The following is a 19,226-nucleotide window of genomic DNA, read 5'->3' as shown; positions in this document are numbered from 1 at the left end:
CGGTTTGGCGGGTCTGCGTTGGTTTCGTATTCGGTCCCCCTCGGCGGAGCCGGGGGTTACAGAGAAATGGTAGTTGCCCATGCGCGCAATTGGAATCATCCCAGCCCGGTTGGCGTCGTCCCGCTTGCCGCAGAAATTGTTATTGGCGGAAACCGGCAAGCCATTGCTGCAATACACCTGGGAAGCGGCCTGCCGAGCGACGCAGCTGTCGGAAATTATCGTTGCCACCGATAGCGAAGAGATCGCCGAGGTTGTCCGAGCATTCGGCGGGACATGTGAAATCACCCGCGACGATCATCCCAGCGGCACCGACCGTATTGCCGAAGTGGTCCGCCGCCGTTCCAGCGATGCGGAGATTATTGTCAATATTCAAGGTGACGAACCGGATATCGACCCGGCGAGCCTGAATCAACTGGTCGAGTTATTGGCTGAAAACCCCGCCTCGGAGATGGCGACCCTGTGTACGCCGATCACGACGCGAGAACAGTGGTCCGACAATTCTTGCACCAAGGTGGTCTGCGCAGCCAACGGCGCCGCCATGTATTTCAGCCGCTGCCCGATTCCGTTCTATCGTGATGGCGAACCAGACGAGTTGTTGGCGGGCGACACCCCTTGGCGGCTGCATCTGGGGCTGTATGCCTATCGCCGTGATTTCTTGCTGCGGTTGACGGAATTACCGCCGTCCCGTTTGGAAAAACTCGAACGGCTGGAACAATTGCGAGCCTTGGAGTCGGGTGCGACCATCCAAGTTGGCGAAGTGGCCCACCCGGCGGCTGGGATCGATACTCCGGATGACTACGCCCGGTTTGTCCAGCGACACGAACGCGCGGCCTAGTTGAGGGGCCTGCGTTTGCGATCCGTTTTGTGCCTTGCATTCGCTGAGGGTCGCAATGCCTATTCTCATATGTGGTTACGTCGAATCACCGCAGGGGAATAGTAGATTACGGCTTCTAACGGTCTGCATCCGCGCGGGACGCAATAAGCCATCACGCCCAGGCTAGGGGAGCGTATTGCCGTCCGGGTTTTGCGAAGTTTTTCGGCGCCCACCCCCCGATTTTGCGTGTCAGCGGTCGGATTGGCTGAAGGTGAGTTGACAGTTTGGTGTTGCAATCGTGAAGATTGGGACTATTGCATTTCGCCTCTTAGGCGGCCATCTGACGCGTATCGTTCCTTCAGGCTGAAAGTTCAGGATGACGACCAAGCATATTTTCGTAACCGGCGGTGTGGTGAGTTCTTTGGGAAAGGGACTGACCTCCGCCTCCATTGGTTTGCTGTTGGAACAACGCGGACTCAAAGTGCGGATGCAGAAGCTGGACCCGTATATTAACGTGGACCCCGGCACAATGAGCCCGTTTCAACATGGCGAGGTGTATGTGCTGGACGACGGATCGGAAACCGATCTCGATCTGGGGCACTACGAACGCTTCACCAACAGCCCGTTGTCACGAAAATCGAACTACACCACCGGGCAAATCTATTCCAGCGTGATCGAAAAAGAGCGGCGTGGCGACTATCTGGGGAACACCGTCCAGGTCGTGCCGCACATCACCGACGCGATCAAGGAGGCGGTGATCAATCTCGGCGGCCCGGATGTCGATGTGGTGATTACGGAATTGGGAGGCACGGTGGGCGACATCGAAGGCCTGCCGTTTCTGGAGGCGATTCGACAAATCCCGTTGGATGTCGGCAAGAACAATTGCTTGTTCATACACCTGACCTTGGTTCCGTACTTAAAGGCTGCACAGGAAGCCAAGACCAAGCCAACGCAACACAGCGTGGGGCAGTTGCGGCAAATCGGTATTCAGCCCGATATTTTAATCGTGCGGACCGAGCGTGAGTTGGGACGCGACAACTGCGAGAAGATCGCGCTGTTTTGCAACGTGGAAAAACAGGCCGTGATTGAGGAGCGGGACAAGGACTTTTCGATCTATGAGGTCCCGTTGGGTCTGGTGGAAAGCAAACTCGATCAATTGATCGTCGACAAACTCGCGTTACCCGCCCAGCCGATCGATATCAGCGAATGGCGGAACTTGATTCATCGTCTGCGGAACCCGCAACACGAAGTGACCATCGCCGTAGTCGGCAAATATATTGAACATCGCGACGCCTACAAATCGATTTACGAATCGTTGGAACACGCGGGCATCGCGAATTCGACGCGGGTGTTGGTCAAACGCGTCGATGCCGAAGCCCTGGAGGCGGAAGGCCCCGAGATTTTGCTGCAAGGGGTCGACGGTATCCTTTGTCCGGGTGGATTTGGCGAACGGGGCATTGAGGGGAAGGTCGAAGCGATTCGTTTTGCCCGCGAATGCGAAATCCCCTACTTCGGCATCTGCTTGGGGATGCAGTGTGCGGTCATTGAATTTGCTCGCAATGTTCTGGATTTGACCAACGCGCACAGTTCCGAATTCGCCGATGAGGCTGAGCATCCCGTAATCTGCCTGCTTGATGAACAACGATCGGTAACGACCAAGGGGGCGACGATGCGGCTCGGGACACAGCCGTGCCGACTGGCCGAGGATTCACGGTCTGCAGCCTGTTATGCGACGACCGAGATTTCAGAACGCCATCGTCACCGCTACGAATTCAATCCCGATTACCGGCAGCAATTCGTCGATGCGGGGATGACGCCCTCCGGAACCAGCCCCGACGGCAAGTTGGTGGAGATCGTCGAAATCCCGGCGCATCCCTGGTTTGTGGCCGTGCAGTTTCATCCAGAGTTCAAATCGAAACCGACGGCGGCGCATCCGTTGTTTTCCGGTTTCGTCGAAGCGGCGATCAAGTACCATCACCAACGGCAACACCAGGCGCAGTTCTAGAAACGGACTACGTCAGGAGTCCTCACGCTGTGGGGAGCGTGGCGACACAATTTTCGATGTCGTACGGGTGATTCTCGATCGGGATAACTCGACCGGGATAAACGGATCAGCAAGAATTCCGCCCTCATCCCAGGGAACCGCCGGCGTTGATGCGTGTTTGGCTGTATGGGAAATCGCTCGGAGTGCGAAAGCCCTCACCCCGGCCCTCTCCCAGGGGGAGAGGGAGAAGCTGCTGTTGGGTGCATCGCGTCACGGCTTCTGGTGGAGCGCCGTTGATTCGCCTCGCCTAAGTGACGAGGCAAATGCTGTAGCCTCGCATCGAATGGAGCGGATTGGGGCAGGTGGGAAATCGCTTGCTGTGCGAAAACCCTCTCCGCCGTTTCATTCTTGCGTGAGAGCTATTCCCCCAAATCTTTGCTTGATCCACCGTAGTAAATATGGGGCGAGTCGAGCGGGGTTTAAATTCTCTGGGCAACCTGGAGTCAGAGCCACTGCGCGCGTAGAATACTGAATCAACCCAGTAGAGGAGTTTTGCTATGGCATTTCAAATTGAAAAACTGACCGTCAAAGCACAAGAAGCGGTGCAGCGTGCACAGTCGTTGGCGATGGAACATGGCCATCAACAGATCGCACCGATTCATTTTCTCAAAGCACTTTTGGACGAGCAACAAGGCATCGTGCGGCCGTTGATCGAAAAGATTGGCGCCAACCTGCAACAGCTCTCCACGATCATCGATGGCGAGATTGACCGCATTCCCAAAGTCACCGGGGCTGAGGGCAACGTGGGGCTGAGCCGTCCGGCGATGCAAGTCTTGGAAAAGGCGCAATCCCTGGCTGACACGATGAAGGATGCGTATGTCTCGACCGAGCATCTGTTGCTGGCGCTGGCCGATGTCGATGATCAGGCGAAGCGTTTGCTGGATATGCACGGCATTGATAACGATACCATTCTCGCCGCTTTGAAAACCGTTCGTGGAGGACAACAAGTGACCGACCAAGACCCGGAAGGCAAATACCAAGCTCTCGAACAATACGGGCACGATCTGGTCGAAATCGCTCGTCGCGGCAAAATCGATCCGGTGATTGGTCGCGATACCGAAATCCGTCGCGTGATCCAGGTCCTCTCGCGACGGCGCAAAAACAATCCGGTGCTGATTGGCGAAGCGGGCGTTGGCAAGACGGCCATCGTCGAAGGGTTAGCGCATCGTATCGTCACCGGTGACGTGCCGGTTGGTCTGAAAGACAAACGCGTGGTCTCGTTGGACATGGGCGCGCTGGTCGCCGGAGCGAAATATCGCGGCGAATTCGAAGATCGACTCAAAGCGGTCCTCAAAGAAGTCACCGAAGCGGAAGGCAACGTGATCCTGTTCATTGATGAAATGCACACGGTCGTCGGCGCCGGGGCAGCAGAGGGGGCGATGGATGCTTCGAACCTGCTCAAACCGGCACTGGCCCGCGGTGAGTTGCACTGTATCGGGGCGACCACGCTGGATGAGTATCGCAAGCATGTCGAAAAGGATCCCGCCTTGGAGCGGCGATTCCAGCCAGTGATGGTCCAAGAACCCAACGTCGAGGATACAATTTCGATTCTGCGGGGCTTGAAGGAACGGTATGAATCACATCACGGCGTGCGGATCACCGATCCGGCTTTGATCGCCGCGGCGACGCTGTCGGACCGCTACATCGCCGATCGGTTTTTGCCGGACAAAGCGATCGACTTGGTGGATGAAGCAGCCAGCCGGTTGCGGATGGAAATCGATTCGATGCCCGCTGAGGTCGACGAAGCGACGCGGCAATTGACACGGATGCAAATCGAAGCCACCGCACTGGCGCAAGAGAGTGGCGCGGATAGCAAACAACGACTTGAGGACCTGCAGCGGCAGATTGCCGACCGGGAGGAACAGGTCAATCAGCTCAAAATGCGCTGGGAGGCGGAGAAGAAAACGCTATCGAGCATTCAACCGCTCAAAGAAGACATCGACCGCTTGCGGACGGAGTACGAACAGGCGTTCAATCGCGCCCGTCAAACCAACAACAACGAAGATTACATCACCGCCCAACAAGCGGAACAACATCTCAAAGAAGCGGAAGCTCGACTGTCGGAGTTGGAGGATCAGTTCCAGGAAATCCAGGACTCCGGCGAAGAACGGTTGCTGCGCGAGGATGTCAACGAGGAAGATATCGCCCGCGTGGTCAGCACCTGGACAGGAATTCCGGTTAACCGCATGATGGAGGGGGAACGCGAAAAACTGTTGCACATGGAAGAGGGCATCCACCAACGGATGATCAACCAACAGGAAGCGGTCGAAGCCGTTTCGAATGCAGTGCGCCGCTCGCGGTCCGGACTGCAGGATCAAAACCGACCGATTGGGTCGTTCATCTTTCTGGGCCCCACCGGCGTCGGCAAAACCGAACTGTGCAAAGCGCTGGCCGAGTTCTTGTTTGATGACGAACGAGCGATGATTCGCATCGATATGAGCGAATTCATGGAACGCCACAGCGTCGCCCGGTTGATCGGCGCGCCTCCCGGCTATGTCGGCTATGAAGAGGGAGGACGACTCACCGAAGCAGTCCGCCGCCGGCCCTATTGCGTGCTCTTGCTCGACGAAATCGAAAAGGCGCATCGCGACGTGTTTAATGTGTTGTTGCAACTGTTGGACGACGGCCGTCTGACCGACAGCCAAGGCCGCACCGTGGATTTCAGCAACACCATTGTGGTGATGACCTCCAACATCGGCAGCCAAACGATCATGGATTTGGCCGGCGAGGAAAACGAGAAGGAGATCTACAACCGCGTGATGGAAGCGTTGCGGCGGGAGTTCCTGCCGGAATTCCTCAACCGCATCGACGAGACAATCGTGTTCCACCCATTGGGCAGAGAGGAAATCCGCCAAATTGTCGATTTGCAATTGCGAAACCTGACGAAGCAACTGGAGACGGCCGGTTACGAATTCACCGTCTCCGATGCTGCCAAGGATCAACTGGCGAACGAAGGCTATGATCCGGTTTATGGTGCACGGCCCCTGAAGCGAGTGATTCAACAGCGACTGCAAAACACACTGGCGAACGAAATCCTGTCCGGCAAATTTCCCGAGGGGACGACGATTCACATCGACGCGCAGGATGGGGAGTTTGTGTTTACGACGTCGTAGAGGGGTTCACCACGGAGGCACGGAGGAAAAAAGGCTGTAGACTTTAGGCCTTGGGCTGTAGGACGATCTCGTTCCCAAGCTCCGCTTGGGAACGGGCTATCGCGAAGCTCCTCTTCGGCTAAGTTTACTCTACACTCGCGGGCGACCCATCTTGATGCTGGCGAATGCGGACCGCGATGCCACTGGATTTCCCGCCCCGCACATGAATCGCCAGTGAGAGGACCATCTCGTCCTGCGGTGCCAGGCGACGGCGCAGTTGCTCTCTTGGTACCGGCGGCAGGTTATCGGGGTGGCCGAGAATTGGTTCCAATCCGTCGATACAAGGTTTCATCAATGCCTGGATCGACTTGCGGCGGTCGTCATTATTGACCACGACACGAATATCGATGGCAAGCGGACTAAGCGGCGGGAATCGCAGTTCCGGTTGGCAGGTGCATAAATCAAAGGCGCAGTCGTACAACGTCCATTTCACCGAGCTCTCATCCAGACTGTTTAATTCTGTCTTGATGAGAACTCCCGTCTCGTCTTTATCAAATTGCGGTAAGCTTGAGTGCGGCGTGATGAGGGCACCGACTTCCCCCACGTCGGACACCGCTACTTTTCTAGCGGTCACCGATCCGAGGCGATTGAAACCTCGCTCCAACCAACCCGCATCACGTGCGGCAGCCAACAACGGCGTCAGCATATTGTCGAGGTCTTTTCGATAGAGTCTGTCTTCGAGCAGTCGCAATTCAATGTCGAGCCACTCCGGCGTCCATTTAAAACCGGGCAACGGAGAAACGCTTTCGTTCAATGCGGATGTCACAAGTTGTTTCCACTCCTTTTCGCCGGTGCTGACCCATGCAGCAGGCTCACCAGGAATCCAAACGGAACCAGGATGCTCGAATGAACTAGAGTGTTTTTGGGGATACGCGACTGGTTGTGCTTTTTCGTTTGTCGACGAACGAAAACAGACGCCGCATCTTTTCCACATTCCCTCACCCAGAACAGCGTCCGCCTGCTGGGTCAATTCTTCTTCCGACGTCGAGCACCACTTTTCGATGACGGTTCGTGCGTTCTCATCGACCTCCCGCCAGAGAAAGGGGCAAGTCGAGCGATGCAAAACGTTGTAGGCCGGATTTGTTCCGCCGAAGCGATTCAACACAAACGCGATTTCATGTGTCGAGTGCCATTTCAAATAGCCATCGTCATCGTTTTTGAAGGTTTCCATGGTCTGGTTCTGCGCCTAATACGAGCATTGTTCTTATTTGCAACTAAGGAAACTTACAAACTGCGAACTTAACCCGGAAAACGCAAGATGTCGGGTGGCCCGTCGTCATCCTCTTCGTCATCGCCATAGCTCTCCCCCATCATTCCACTGAGAAGTTCTTCGGTCGTTAATGCCAGCGCGTCGATGGCCTGGGTCATCTCTGGGTCGGCGATTCCATTGTGGATGCCGCCCAGTTCCCCAAAATCGTGGCCGACCTCCCAGTCGATGCCGTGCTCACGGGAGATGTCGCAGAGCAGTTGGATCACATCGGCGATCGTACCGTTGGGCAAGCCTTCTTGCTCGGCCGACTCGATGTCGAGCGGGTCCGGTTCAAAGGTCACTTTTGATCCGCCCCACAAATGCCCGTCCTCTTGCAGAGTAGGGAATATCGGCTCGCAACTCAGCCAGCTTCGCTCACCTGCAGCCTGATCGGTCGCGGCGACGACCTTCGCTGCGACTGTTTCCGAAACAGGTTCTGTCGATTGAAAATAGACGGAGAATCCCATGAATTGTTTCCTTGTGCGCTTCGTGGAAAATGAATGTGACGCGACCGTGCGTGAGCCTGCTCCCTCGCCACCCGCCATGTTACCCGTCACATTTCCCGCGATCCATGAAATTCTGACTTGGACATCACACTACTCCGCAAACGGACTCCGCCGCTTCGAAAAGATCACTCGGCCGAAGCGGTGGGGGGTGTGGAAGCTGGGGACGTCGGTGTCGGCTGGGGACCATTGGCTGTACTGCATGTTTGTGTCGCCGCCGTGGCGGTTGAGATTGAGGTTCCATTGGGTCCCGGGCTCGGGCGGGGTGTGGGGCATGTAGTCGCGGAAATTCTGGAACGGAATGGCGGCTTCTACGATCCAATAGCCGTCGGTGTCGCTGTCATCGTTAAGCGTGCCGACGTAAGTGCCGGCGATTTTCACACCGGTGGCGTCCCATTTTTTTGCACGCGGTTGCTTGGGGCCGTTCGGGCGATGGTTGTCGATGTAGCCGCCGATGACGTTCCACTCGACATTGAAATAGACGTTGGGCTTGTCCGAGTTGGGGGCGAACATCACCTCGAAGCAATCGTCCTGTGAAATCGGCCCGTCGTGCTGTTTGTGCCGGGCGGTGATGTGGGCGTCCTGGCAGATGTGGCCGACGTACAGATATTTGTCGTCCCACAGCAGCTTGGCGACCGACTGTTCTTTGCGGCCCGACTTGTACCAAGTGAAGTGCAAATCGCCCATCGCCGGAGCGGCAATCCAGGCTGGTTCGTCGAGCTTGCCGTCGAGTTGGATCGGCTCGGCGGTGCGGAGGATGTCGTAAGTCGGCGGTTGGAATTTTGTTGCCGGTTCATCAGCCGTTAATGGCGATGCTAGAAACGTAGAAACGGCCAGGAGGTAAAACCAGGATCGGTGCATGATATTCTCGTTGAAAAGGGATCGCCATTGTCCTGCTTGCAGTGTACCGAGATTCGAGCGCCTGCTAAAGCCGGTGATGCGTGATGTGACTTGTGTATTTCATGAAAAAGAGTCTCGCGCAAAGACGCGGAGACGCAAAGAGAAAGAAGGAAAAGAGAAAGAAATATAAGGCAGTCTGGCTGTGGAACCTTTGCGTCTTTGCGCGAGGTTTTTTTCTTTCAGGGATGATATTCCAATAAGTCGTTTGCTTGCCGATTGTTGTCAGGCGTCGTAGGTTAGCTACAAGACCGTGGTCTGATTTGATGTATGCGGTGCGTACTCGGGGGGGAAGGCTGATGAACCGGTTTTGGGTTTTGCTCTGCGCTGTTGTGTTGTGGTGCGCCGACGCGATATTACTGCCGGGTGCGGAGGTGGTGATCAACGTTGTGGATACTGCAACTGATGCAGCGGTGCCTTGTCGTATGCATCTCCGGGATTCGGCGGGTGAAGCGGTGTTGAGCGAGACGCTACCTAGTTATCGTGATCACTTTGTTTGCCCCGGGACGGCGACGTTGGACTTGCCGGCGGGGGAATACACCTACGAAGTGGAACGTGGACCGGAGTACGTTGCAGCCACCGGGATGTTCACGGTCGTCGACGGTGCGAAGAAGGACGTCGCCATCACCATTGCCCGCATCACTGATATGGCGGCAGCGGGGTGGTGGTCGGGGGAATTGCATGTCCATCGGGACGTGCAGGATATCGAACTGCTGATGCAGGCTGAGGACCTGCATATTGCTCCGGTGATTACCTGGTGGAACAATCGCAATGTTTGGAAGGATCAAGCGATTCCCGAACAACTGCTCGTCCGTTTCGACGGTAATCGGTTCTATCACCTGATGGCTGGTGAAGATGAACGTGAAGGGGGGGCGTTGCTGTATTTCAATCTCACGCGACCATTGGAAATCATCGGTGCGACGCGCGAGTTTCCTTCGCCGATGGCGTTTCTCCAAACCGCGCGCCAGCACAAGCAGGTGTGGGTCGATATCGAAAAGCCCTTTTGGTGGGACGTGCCGATTTGGCTGGCCAGCGGGCAAGTCGACTCGATCGGACTGGCCAACAATCATATGTGCCGCAGCCGCATGTATGAAGATGAAGCTTGGGGCAAACCACGTGATGAGCAACGGCTTCCCGCCCCACGTGGCAATGGAATGTGGACGCAGGAGTTGTACTACAAAATTCTCAACAGCGGCCTGCGGATTCCTCCATCGGCCGGCAGTGCGTCGGGCGTGTTGCCCAATCCGGTGGGATACAACCGGGTCTATGTGCAACTGGACGGCGAGTTGGCCTATGACGCTTGGTGGGCAGGTCTCCGCGACGGACGGTCATTTGTCACCAACGGTCCGCTTCTCAAAGTCACCGCCAACGGTAAGTTGCCCGGACATATCTTCAAGGCGAAAGCCAACGGGCCGTTTGATGTCAACCTCGTTGCTGACATCACTGGTCGGGATGAAATCGATGTGATTGAAGTCATTCAAAACGGCGAAGTGGTTCAGTCCCTCACACCGAATGCACAAAGTTTTTCCGGAGAACTACCGGCCATCACCTTCGATCGTAGCGGATGGTTTTTGGTTCGGGTTCGTTGCAAAAACCCGCGCACGTTTCGCTTTGCCTCAACGGCGGCGTATTATGTGGAGATCGGTGATGAGCCACAGCGGGTCAGTAAATCGGCGGCGCAGTTCTTCGTCGATTGGGTCGAAGAACGGACGGCTCGCGTGAAGTTGACCGATCCCCAGATGCGGCGCGCGGTGTTGAAACATCACAAAACAGCGCGCGAATTCTGGCAAGATCGCGTCAAGGCTGCCAATGCGGATTAATGATAAAGACAATTCACCCACCCGTTCAGTTCAATGAATCAGGATTATACGGATGTCATCTCCACGCCGTTGTTTTTTTATTCTCTTTGTCATCTTGTTAACGGCGACGAGTGCGGTCCCGATTACTGCTCGCCTGTTGAAGGCGGCGCCACGCAAGGTTAAGCCGGCGCCGTACACGATCTATCGTACGGCCACACCGATCACAATCGATGGTAAGCTGGATGAGCCGGGTTGGTTTGCGGCGCCGAGCGTGGGGGAGTTTCAATTTGCCTGGTACAAATCGGGAAAGCGGGAACAGACGGTTGCCAAGTTACTGTGGGACGACAAAAACCTGTACGTCTCCTTCATTTGCCAGGACGCTCATATCGCCGGGACCCGGACCAAGCATGATAGCGACGTCTGGGAAGACGATTGCGTTGAGGTCTTCACCGCTCCCAATCCCGACTTGCCGATGGCGTATTTCAATATCGAAATGAGTGTCCGCGGCGCGCACTTAGACGGGTACCACCCCTCAAAAAAATCAACGCCACTTGAGACGAATTGGAACGCCGAGGGTATCCAAATCAAAGCATCGGTCGTCGGCACGCTCAACGACGATGGTGATACGGATTCCTTCTGGATTCTCGAAGCAGCAATCCCCTTTGCCGCATTCGCCCACGTCGCCAAACAGACACCGCCGCGACCGGACGATGTGTGGCATTTGAATCTCAATCGGCTTGGCGGCGACACGAACATTCAATACAGCCAATGGTCACCGGGAACATCCGCCGTACCCCAATACCACCGCCCGCAAGATTTCGGCCGCGTCATATTTTCAGCCGCAACTCGCCCCGTACAGGAGGTACGTGATACGAAATAGGCGCAGGTATCATTAGCCACAGATGAAACACAGATTGAACACAGATCAAAAAAGTGTTTTTTTACGTTCATCACGATCCCAACCAGAGTTTAGGATCCGGCGTGTTCCAAGAGCAGGTTTCATCCGTGTTTAATCTGTGTTCAATCTGTGGCTAAATGGCACCGCTAAGATGTCACATTTCGCGGTGCGGATTGGCGGGCGATTAGGCCGGCGAGGTAGCCTCCTTTGAAACCGGCATCGATGTTGACGACCGTGACGTTGGCGGCGCAGCTATTGACCATGCCCAACAGTGCCGCCAGGCCGCCGAAACTGGCGCCGTAGCCAATGCTGGTGGGAACGGCGATCACCGGGCAGGCGACATGGCCCCCGACGACCGAGGGCAAAGCGCCTTCCATCCCGGCGGCGACGACGACCGCATCGGCGCCGACGAAATTTTGTTTCTCTTGCAGCAAGCGGTGTGGACCGGCCACGCCGATGTCGACAATCAACCGTACGTTGCAGCCCATCCACCGCGCGGTTTCGACTGCCTCCTCGGCCACCGGGCGGTCACCGGTTCCAGCGGTGATCACGACGACATTGCCAGTCGGTTCGGGGAGATCCGGTAGGGGGATTCGTATCGTGCGGGCCACGCCGTTGTGCTGGGCTTCGGGAAACCATTCCAGCAAGCTCTCCGCTTTGTCGGCCGACAGTCGCGTGCCGAAACAGTCCTGTTTTTGCGCGATCAACACGCGGAAAATATCGGCAATCGCGGCCGCCGTTTTTCCCTCGCAAAAGACGACTTCCGGAAAGCCGCAGCGCTGTTGACGATCGACATCGACCTGCGCATCGTGTGTGCCGACGCTCCGCGCCGTTTCCAATTGCTCAATCAGACCCTCGGGGGAGACGTCGCCGCGACTGAGTGATTCGAGCAGTTCCAACAGTTGTGTTTTTTCGATTTCCACGTGATTCTATTTCGCGTTGTTCTGCCCGCAGGATGAGCGGGTGCTTGGGTGGTGGAGTGTTTAATAGCCGACGGCGGCGCCGTCTTTGCGCGGTTCGGTCCCGCCATGAAGGGTGCCTTGATCGTGGTCAACCATAATCGCTTGGTAACCGCCAAAGCCACCGACGGAGCGTTCGACACGATGCCCCTTGGCTTGCAGGGCATCGATCGTCGATTGCGGGATCGTCGGTTCAACATTCACAGTTCCGCCCGTTGCGTCCATGGGTATGTCGGTAGGCGTGCGTGATCCCAGATGCCGGATCCGCGCCGCATCACCCGCTTCCTGAACGTCCATGCCGAAATCGATCATGTTGATTAACACCTGCGCGTGTCCTTGCGGCTGCATGTCGCCCCCCATCACACCGAAGCACAGCCACGGTTTTCCATCCTTCGTCGCCATGGCGGGAATGATCGTGTGGAAGGGGCGTTTATGTGGTTCTAAGCGATTCAGGTGGTCTTCTTGCAGTGAAAACAACGCCCCACGGTTTTGCAGGACAAACCCCACATCTCCCGGCACGACCTGCGAGCCGAAACTGTAGTAGTTGCTTTGAATCAATGAACAGCAATTGCGGTCTTTGTCGACGACGGTCAGATAGATCGTGTCGCCATTTTGCAGGATCGGATCGCCCGCCGGCACATTGGTCGCTGCCCGCGACGGATCAATCAATTGCCGGCGCCGGTCCGCATAAGGCTTGGAGATTAACTCAGCGGTCGGCAGTTTGTTGAAGCTTGGATCGGCATAGAATTTCGCGCGATCGGCAAAGGCCAGCTTTTTGGCTTCGACGAATAGATGCGCGAATTCCGGGCTGTTGTGCCCCAGCGATTTGATGTCGTATGGCTCCAAAAGATTCAAAATCTGCAGCGCCGCAATCCCCTGGCCATTGGGGGGGAGTTCCCAGATGTCGTAGCCGCGGTAATTTGTTGAAACCGGTTCGACCCATTCCGAGGTATGGTCTTCAAAATCGCGGAGGGAAAAATAGCCCCCGTTTTTTTCGCTGAAGTCGACAATCGATTTAGCGATGTCGCCACGATAAAACGCGTCGCGGCCTTGTTCGGCAATTTTGCGGTAGCTGGCAGCCAGATTAGGATTTTTGAAGATTTCTCCGATGCCCGGCGCGCTCCCGCCAGGGAGGTACGTTGTTGCCGAGTCGGGCCAAGCACTGAGCGATCGCTGCGAGCCTTTCCAGCCGAGGCCGATGATTTCGCTAACCGGAAACCCCGCTTCGGCATATTCAATGGCAGGTTGCAAAATTTCTTTGAGCGGCATGGTTCCAAACCGCTCGTTGAGTTCCGCCCAACCATCGACACATCCCGGCACCGACCACGCGAGCGGCCCTTGTGTGGGAATCTGCGTCAAACCTTGCTCGGTAAAAACTTGGCGATTCAATGCGTAGGGGCTGCGTCCGCTGGCGTTGAGGCCGTACAGCTTTTGCGATTTTGCATCCCAATAGATCACGAACAGATCACCGCCGATGCCACAACTCATCGGTTCGGTGAGCCCAATTACGGCGTTGGCGGCGATAGCAGCGTCGGCGGCATTGCCACCCGCTTTGAGGACATCCAATCCCGCTTGGGCAGCCAACGGTTGGCTGGTGGCGACGATGCCGTTTTGGGCGATGACTGCTGACCGGCTTTGGCGTCCGTTGGGCGCCGGCCGCACGTAGCCGCTGTCGGCAACAACTTGTTCCGTATCGAGATAAGGTTGAAAGTCCCTCAAGATTGCTGCTCCACAAAGAAGGTACAGGACCGCAATTGCACAAATCAGTCGCTGTCTGGTCGGGAGATACCGCATATCGGCCGCCGCTCTCAGTAAACACAGGGGAACAGGGGGGAAGGCAAACGCGTCTCGGTACCAGTTGTTTCAAAACCCTGGGATGCGGCCCGCTGACACTGAGATGCAAGTGAACTGATCTACAAGTGACCAAGTGACCGGAACAGGCACGACCCGGTTTTGAAACTGGTTTTAGCCAGTTTGTCGATTCGGCGGTCGAGATTCAACCGCGCATCTCGAAACGTTTGCGCTCAGTTGGCGCCGCACAATCGGAAAAACCGTCAAATCTTGCCAAATCGGCTTTAGCCGTACGATTGAAACGACCGATACCAACGACAATGGATGATTTGTGTGTGTCTAGTCGGTGATGAATCATCGGCTTTGCCACAGGGCTGCGACGGCAGCTGAATCCTCTTGGGGATCCTTAAGGTCCTACTCGAGAATTCAGAAAGCGTCTCTCAAAAAAACCACTTTTCCGGGCCAAGTACCGGTCAGCGATGTTTCGGTTTTTCGGGATGACTCGTCGCAACGGACCGGTCACTACTTTGAATGAATGAGGTATCTAGGATGCGAAGCGGGATGTGGATGCTCGCGATGGCAACCATCGTGGGAATGACCAGTGCGGCCTGGGCCGCGGACCAAAACGCGGGAGTGGATGACACCGCCTCACGCTACGAAAAATTCTTGGCAAAAAAGAAAAGAGCGAGCCGTCGCTATAGTCGCGATCGTGCGACCGCCGTCAAAAACTATCGAAAACTGTTCGAAGCAGAAGACGAGAAAGCAGTACAAGCTGCGGCAGAGGCCAAGCCTGGCGACGTCAAAGATGTGCGTCACGCTGATCACCGCAGTGACGATCAATTGGGGCGGGACGAGAAGGTTCGTCAGGCCTCGGGGAAAATTGAGGTCGCTCCGAAACCTCCGGTCTACAACGCCGACCACTTGTTTAAGGAAGGGGCTCGTGCAACAATCCGCCAGACACGTGCAGTCAAATCGGCTGATACGAAACCGGCCATTGATTTTGTTGAGCCGTCGGCCGCCGCGGACAAGCCTGTCACAACAACCGCACACTCCATCGTCCGCTCGACCGGAACACCAGCGGTCAATTTGACATGGAAAATGTATGATGAAATCAATGTCGGTCAAGAATGCGAATGCAGTCTGATCGTTGAGAACACCAGCGACGCTGCCGCACACGAAGTCATCGTCGATGCGACATTCCCGAACTCAGTCCGCCTGTTGGATGCCGAACCCAAACCGGCCAATAGCGTCGAGCGATTGACTTGGGAATTCCCCGAATTGGCGGCCGGTTCCAAAACCGAAATCCGGATTCGCTTGATTCCGAGCATTCCGGGTGAATTGGCGACGGCTGCGAATGTTCGCTTCACGGGAACATCGATTGCTAACTTCCAAGTGGACGAGCCGTTGTTGAAAGTCGAAATGAAGGGACCGGAATCTGCCGTCATCGGCGACCCGACTCCCCACATGGTGACCGTTTCCAATCCGGGAACCGGTGTGGCTCACAATGTCGTTCTGCAAGCCACGATTCCTGAAGGACTGAAACATTCTAAAGGAACCGACCTGTCCATCGGTGTCGGTTCATTGGGCCCCGGTGAAAGCCGCTCGATCCGCCTTGCCATGGCGGCTGTCAATGGTGGCGATCATATCGTACTCGTACAGGCCACCGGTAAAGGCGGCTTGAAACAACGGGCCGCGTCCCGTATCGAAATTGTCGCTCCTAGCCTGGACGTCAATCTCGATGGACCTTCACTGCGGTACATCAATCGCCGCGGCAAATACAGTGTGACTGTCACCAACGACGGTGGTGCTGCGAGCAACAACGTTCGCGTCTACCACGAAATCCCGACCGGATTCGAATTTGTCAAAGCCAGCAACGGCGGCAAAGCAGATTCCACGGGCAAGGGTGTGACCTGGTATGTCGGGCACTTGGACGCCGGACAATCGGTCGAACTGGACATCGAATTGCTGGCCAAAACCATTGGTGATTTCAAACACCACGTCCGTGTCACATCGGATGAAGGCAGCCACAAGGAAATCGAAATGGCCGCCAACGTCGAAGGCAGTGCCGCCTTGGTCATGGTCGTCGACGATCGGGACGATCCGGTCGAAGTCGGTGCGGAAACATCGATCGAAGTGCGTGTGGAAAACCGTGGCTCCAAAGCCGCCGCCAACATGGGCATCTCCATCGAACTGCCCAACGGTATCGAGTTGATCAATGCCGAAGGCCCCTCGGCTCACATTGCTGAGAATGGCCTGTTGGTCTTCCGCTCGATTCCGGAATTGGGACCGTCGGAAACGGCGACCTATCAGCTCCGCATCATCGGCAGCAATGCCGGGAACTTGCGGTTCCGTGCCCGCTTGACCAGTGACTCGATCCAACAGCCACTGATCGTTGAAGAACTGACGAAGTTCTACGGCGAATAAAAGGAGACGTGATCCGAGGGCCTACGCCCACGATCATCCAGAAGCGTCAGCCCAGGCCGTTCACCACGCGTGAACGGCCTGGTGTTGATATCGGGCTGTTTTCAATGGCTTCATCGATCCATGGGACCGTCATCCTAGCAAAAGTTCGCTTGCCGATTTTCTGTGTTTTCATTTCTCACGGTAAGATTTGACAAGCTCGAACGAATCATGACCTGTGGCGACGCGCGTCGTGTTGTGTTCAACCAGCATACCTTTTCCGGGACCCGCTTAGTGCGACAGCGCTCTGTCAATTTGTTGAAATTCACGGAATCTCGGTTCGCTCACAACTGTTACGCGGGGTGCCACTGGCGGCTTGTCCCAATCCTGTTCGGCTCGATTGTTGCTATTGTTGGGCGTGATGGCAAGGTGGCGGTGTGTTTGCTTGTTTTTTGGGGGAGGGCGTGGCTGCAAGGGCTGCGGTTGGTGGGGTGGGGAGTTGTCTCAGCGCAGCGTTGAGCGGCTCGTCATCTGCGGGGAGTCGCGGAGCGAGTGGGGTTAGACGCTTGTCGTGGCGTGCGGCGGCAAACGGTTTATGTGGGCCAGTAGTTCTTCTTCATCCGCCAAACCTTGGAAGTAATAACAAAGCATTTCATACGTCCGCAGCGTCGGCTTGCGGCCGGTCACTAGGCTGATCAGCAGGCAAGCGATGATCGCACAGTACGTTTGAATTTCGATTCCGTTGTCACAGTCGCTTAATAACTTGCGGCAGCCCAGCACATGTTTCAAAAACCGAAAGTACAATTCGATCATCCAGCGGCAGCGATAAATCAACGCAAGGATTTCCGCCGGCACGTCCAGCAAGTTCGTCACCAGTACGACGTCGTGCGTGGCGGCGGCCCGTTTGCGTCCGCCTCGTTTGGGATGCGTTTCGGCGCGAATCACAACCCGTCGCACGCGATGCTGCGGATGCTCAATCCGTCGCGACTTGGGCGAGCCGAGTTGGCCGATGGCGTCTTCCAACACTCCCGCCACCCGCGCCTCGTCGTCCAGTTCGCGAACCTCGTCAGCCGTAAACGTGCGGTCGTTGCGGATGCGGCAAACGTAGCTGCTGCCGACATCGACGATCGCGTTGAACAGCGAAAATTGTTCGTAACCGCGATCGATCACGTAACAACGGTCCGGTTCCAATTGGCTGCGCAACACGTTTTTTTCATTGGCCGGTCCTTGGCCGCTGGCGTCGGTGACTGCCGATTTGACAGGCACGCCTTTGAGGATTTCAAAGTGCGCGTGCAGCTTAAAACCGCGATCGTTGCGGGTGGCAAAACAGGCCTGCGTGATTTGCGGCAGCTTCTTCAGCAGGCTGCCGTCGACGGCGGTCAAGGTCTGCGCGAAGTCTTTCAGCCGCGGGTCGCAGTCGGCGCGTTGCGGAGCGCGCTGGAGCAGTTCACCGGCGATTTCCCGCAGCAATTCCGGGTCAAACACACGTGCCGCTTCGGACAACGAACCCAGCGAAGCCCGTTGGCAGCCCAGCAAGCGCTGCACTTTTTTGAGTTGGCTGGTTTGTTGCATGCCGCGCAGCGAAGTGACGATCGGGTTGAACATGTACAGCAGTATCAACCCGCAATACTGATCAAAAAACAAGTCGCGATTGCCCGCTTTGTCCCGTTCGCAGCCGACGGGCCGCAAGCGTTTGAGCAGCGAAGAGATTCGTTTCAGATATTTCAGTCCGGTCAAATCCGCATCGGAAACCCGCTTCGCTTTCTTCCTGGCCACAGGGCGCCTCTCCGTCAAATTGGCAGTTATGAAAGACTACCAAAGCCCATGGCGCAAATTCCGTGCCGAACAGGATTGGGCTTGTCCGCCAGTGCGGTAGAAGGGCGAGTTTTCCACGCGAATCGACGACAAACGCCCCGCATCTACTCGAAAATCCAGCAGTGGCACCATAAACGTGAACGATCATCGCAATAACCCAGCACTGTCGTTTTAGCATTTCAGAAATTCAAACCGCTCTTCGACGGCGTGCCACTTGCCCATTCCAAGAATCAAGCAGATCCTATGAATCGTTCGACGCGTCTCTTTCGTTGGTGTGTTGGTGGAATGTTCGCCGCTTGGACGCTCTGGTCTGTCTTGATGGCGTTCGTTGGCGAACCGTTTTCTTTGCCGTTGCTCCGCGCCCTGGTTCGCGTCTCCGTCGTCCTGATCCCCGCACTGGCCTATGTTCATTTTGTGGTCAAGGACCGTGAAGACTTTTGGGCATTCCGCCACAACTGGCGACAGGGGTTGCTGGTGGGGACGGTTTTGTCCAGCTTGTTTTTCGTCATGATTGTGGCACAAAATTCTGGACGGATATTCTCGCTGCCAGTTGGTTTTGCCGTTTGGTTCAACTTCATCATCGTGTCGCCGCTCGTCGAAGAAATGATGTTCCGCCGCGTGATCTTAGAGCACCTAAAGTCAGTGACTTCTACGTCTCGTGCGATTCTTTTGGAATCGTTGCTCTTCTCCTTGTTGCATCTTCCCTGGTGGTTTTTGTCCGGAAAACAACAAGGCGTTGCACTGGTCGCGGCTTTGGTATCGCTGTTTGTTTACGGCGTCGTTTTTTCAGTCGCCGTGCACTACACAAAATCAATCTGGGCCGCATTGCTCCCGCACTGGATCAACAATTTGGTCATCCTGAGCTTTAGCACGTAGCTCTGCCGTCTTGCGATGAAGGCAACTCA

13 protein-coding genes are annotated in these 19,226 nt (G+C 56.0%); 7 read left to right on the top strand and 6 right to left on the bottom strand.

What is annotated here, in order from left to right; all coding sequences use genetic code 11:
- Positions 1–79 precede the first annotated feature (79 nt).
- The 3 genes from kdsB (at position 80) to clpB (ending at position 5,971) form a co-directional block, all read left to right on the top strand.
- Positions 80–835, top strand: coding sequence for a 3-deoxy-manno-octulosonate cytidylyltransferase (kdsB, locus tag Mal52_RS21895; protein ID WP_145378650.1), 756 nt, complete (start codon positions 80–82; stop codon positions 833–835).
- 355 nt (positions 836–1,190) lie between these two features.
- Positions 1,191–2,819, top strand: coding sequence for a CTP synthase (locus Mal52_RS21890; protein ID WP_145378648.1), 1,629 nt, complete (start codon positions 1,191–1,193; stop codon positions 2,817–2,819).
- A 536-nt stretch (positions 2,820–3,355) separates the two neighbouring features.
- Entirely contained in the window at positions 3,356–5,971 is a 2,616-nt protein-coding gene (clpB, locus tag Mal52_RS21885) for an ATP-dependent chaperone ClpB (RefSeq protein WP_145378646.1), read from the top strand.
- A 124-nt stretch (positions 5,972–6,095) separates the two neighbouring features.
- On the opposite strand, the gene Mal52_RS21880 is transcribed toward clpB, so the two are convergent.
- The 3 genes from Mal52_RS21880 to Mal52_RS21870 all read right to left on the bottom strand — a co-directional run bounded on the left by Mal52_RS21880 (position 6,096) and on the right by Mal52_RS21870 (position 8,623).
- Complete coding sequence (locus Mal52_RS21880) at positions 6,096–7,181, bottom strand: hypothetical protein (protein WP_145378645.1); 1,086 nt, start codon at positions 7,179–7,181, stop codon at positions 6,096–6,098.
- 68 nt (positions 7,182–7,249) lie between these two features.
- Positions 7,250–7,726 carry a hypothetical protein gene (locus Mal52_RS21875; protein WP_145378644.1) on the bottom strand — a complete coding sequence of 159 codons (477 nt, stop codon included), beginning with the start codon at positions 7,724–7,726 and terminating at the stop codon, positions 7,250–7,252.
- Between the two features lie 129 nt (positions 7,727–7,855).
- Entirely contained in the window at positions 7,856–8,623 is a 768-nt protein-coding gene (locus Mal52_RS21870) for a carbohydrate-binding family 9-like protein (RefSeq protein WP_145378642.1), read from the bottom strand.
- Positions 8,624–8,958: 335 nt separating this feature from the next.
- On the opposite strand from Mal52_RS21870, the gene Mal52_RS21865 reads away from it, so the two are divergent.
- Positions 8,959–10,479 carry a CehA/McbA family metallohydrolase gene (locus Mal52_RS21865; protein ID WP_145378641.1) on the top strand — a complete coding sequence of 507 codons (1,521 nt, stop codon included), beginning with the start codon at positions 8,959–8,961 and terminating at the stop codon, positions 10,477–10,479.
- Positions 10,480–10,531: 52 nt separating this feature from the next.
- Positions 10,532–11,338, top strand: coding sequence for a carbohydrate-binding family 9-like protein (locus tag Mal52_RS21860; RefSeq protein ID WP_145378640.1), 807 nt, complete (start codon positions 10,532–10,534; stop codon positions 11,336–11,338).
- Between the two features lie 164 nt (positions 11,339–11,502).
- On the opposite strand, the gene larB is transcribed toward Mal52_RS21860, so the two are convergent.
- Positions 11,503–12,279 (bottom strand): nickel pincer cofactor biosynthesis protein LarB, encoded by a 777-nt coding sequence (larB, locus tag Mal52_RS21855; protein ID WP_231962412.1) that lies wholly within the window; start codon positions 12,277–12,279, stop codon positions 11,503–11,505.
- 60 nt (positions 12,280–12,339) lie between these two features.
- Positions 12,340–14,034, bottom strand: a complete 1,695-nt coding sequence (ggt, locus tag Mal52_RS21850) for a gamma-glutamyltransferase (RefSeq protein WP_231962411.1) — start codon at positions 14,032–14,034, stop codon at positions 12,340–12,342.
- A gap of 621 nt (positions 14,035–14,655) precedes the next feature.
- Here ggt and Mal52_RS21845 point away from each other — a divergent pair.
- Positions 14,656–16,530 carry a COG1361 family protein gene (locus Mal52_RS21845; RefSeq protein WP_197534387.1) on the top strand — a complete coding sequence of 625 codons (1,875 nt, stop codon included), beginning with the start codon at positions 14,656–14,658 and terminating at the stop codon, positions 16,528–16,530.
- A gap of 534 nt (positions 16,531–17,064) precedes the next feature.
- On the opposite strand, the gene Mal52_RS21840 is transcribed toward Mal52_RS21845, so the two are convergent.
- A complete protein-coding gene (locus Mal52_RS21840; protein ID WP_197534386.1) occupies positions 17,065–18,282 on the bottom strand; it encodes an IS4 family transposase in 1,218 nt (405 codons plus the stop codon).
- 282 nt (positions 18,283–18,564) lie between these two features.
- Between Mal52_RS21840 and Mal52_RS21835 the strand changes: the two genes are divergently transcribed.
- Positions 18,565–19,197 (top strand): CPBP family intramembrane glutamic endopeptidase, encoded by a 633-nt coding sequence (locus Mal52_RS21835; RefSeq protein WP_145378636.1) that lies wholly within the window; start codon positions 18,565–18,567, stop codon positions 19,195–19,197.
- Positions 19,198–19,226: the final 29 nt, after the last annotated feature.

This window comes from Symmachiella dynata (assembly GCF_007747995.1).
Taxonomy (GTDB): Bacteria; Planctomycetota; Planctomycetia; order Planctomycetales; family Planctomycetaceae; genus Symmachiella; species Symmachiella dynata.
The sequence above is the reverse complement of the archived record's forward strand: the minus strand, read 5'-3'. Positions and strand labels throughout refer to the sequence as shown.

Coding starts and splice junctions, on each gene's coding strand:
- kdsB (WP_145378650.1), top strand. CDS start 80: ATGCGCGCAATTGGAATCATCCCAGCCCGGTTGGCGTCGTCCCGCTTG.
- clpB (WP_145378646.1), top strand. CDS start 3,356: ATGGCATTTCAAATTGAAAAACTGACCGTCAAAGCACAAGAAGCGGTG.
- Mal52_RS21860 (WP_145378640.1), top strand. CDS start 10,532: ATGTCATCTCCACGCCGTTGTTTTTTTATTCTCTTTGTCATCTTGTTA.
- Mal52_RS21880 (WP_145378645.1), bottom strand. CDS start 7,181: ATGGAAACCTTCAAAAACGATGACGATGGCTATTTGAAATGGCACTCG.
- Mal52_RS21835 (WP_145378636.1), top strand. CDS start 18,565: ATGAATCGTTCGACGCGTCTCTTTCGTTGGTGTGTTGGTGGAATGTTC.
- Mal52_RS21890 (WP_145378648.1), top strand. CDS start 1,191: ATGACGACCAAGCATATTTTCGTAACCGGCGGTGTGGTGAGTTCTTTG.
- Mal52_RS21875 (WP_145378644.1), bottom strand. CDS start 7,726: ATGGGATTCTCCGTCTATTTTCAATCGACAGAACCTGTTTCGGAAACA.
- Mal52_RS21845 (WP_197534387.1), top strand. CDS start 14,656: ATGCGAAGCGGGATGTGGATGCTCGCGATGGCAACCATCGTGGGAATG.
- Mal52_RS21865 (WP_145378641.1), top strand. CDS start 8,959: ATGAACCGGTTTTGGGTTTTGCTCTGCGCTGTTGTGTTGTGGTGCGCC.
- Mal52_RS21870 (WP_145378642.1), bottom strand. CDS start 8,623: ATGCACCGATCCTGGTTTTACCTCCTGGCCGTTTCTACGTTTCTAGCA.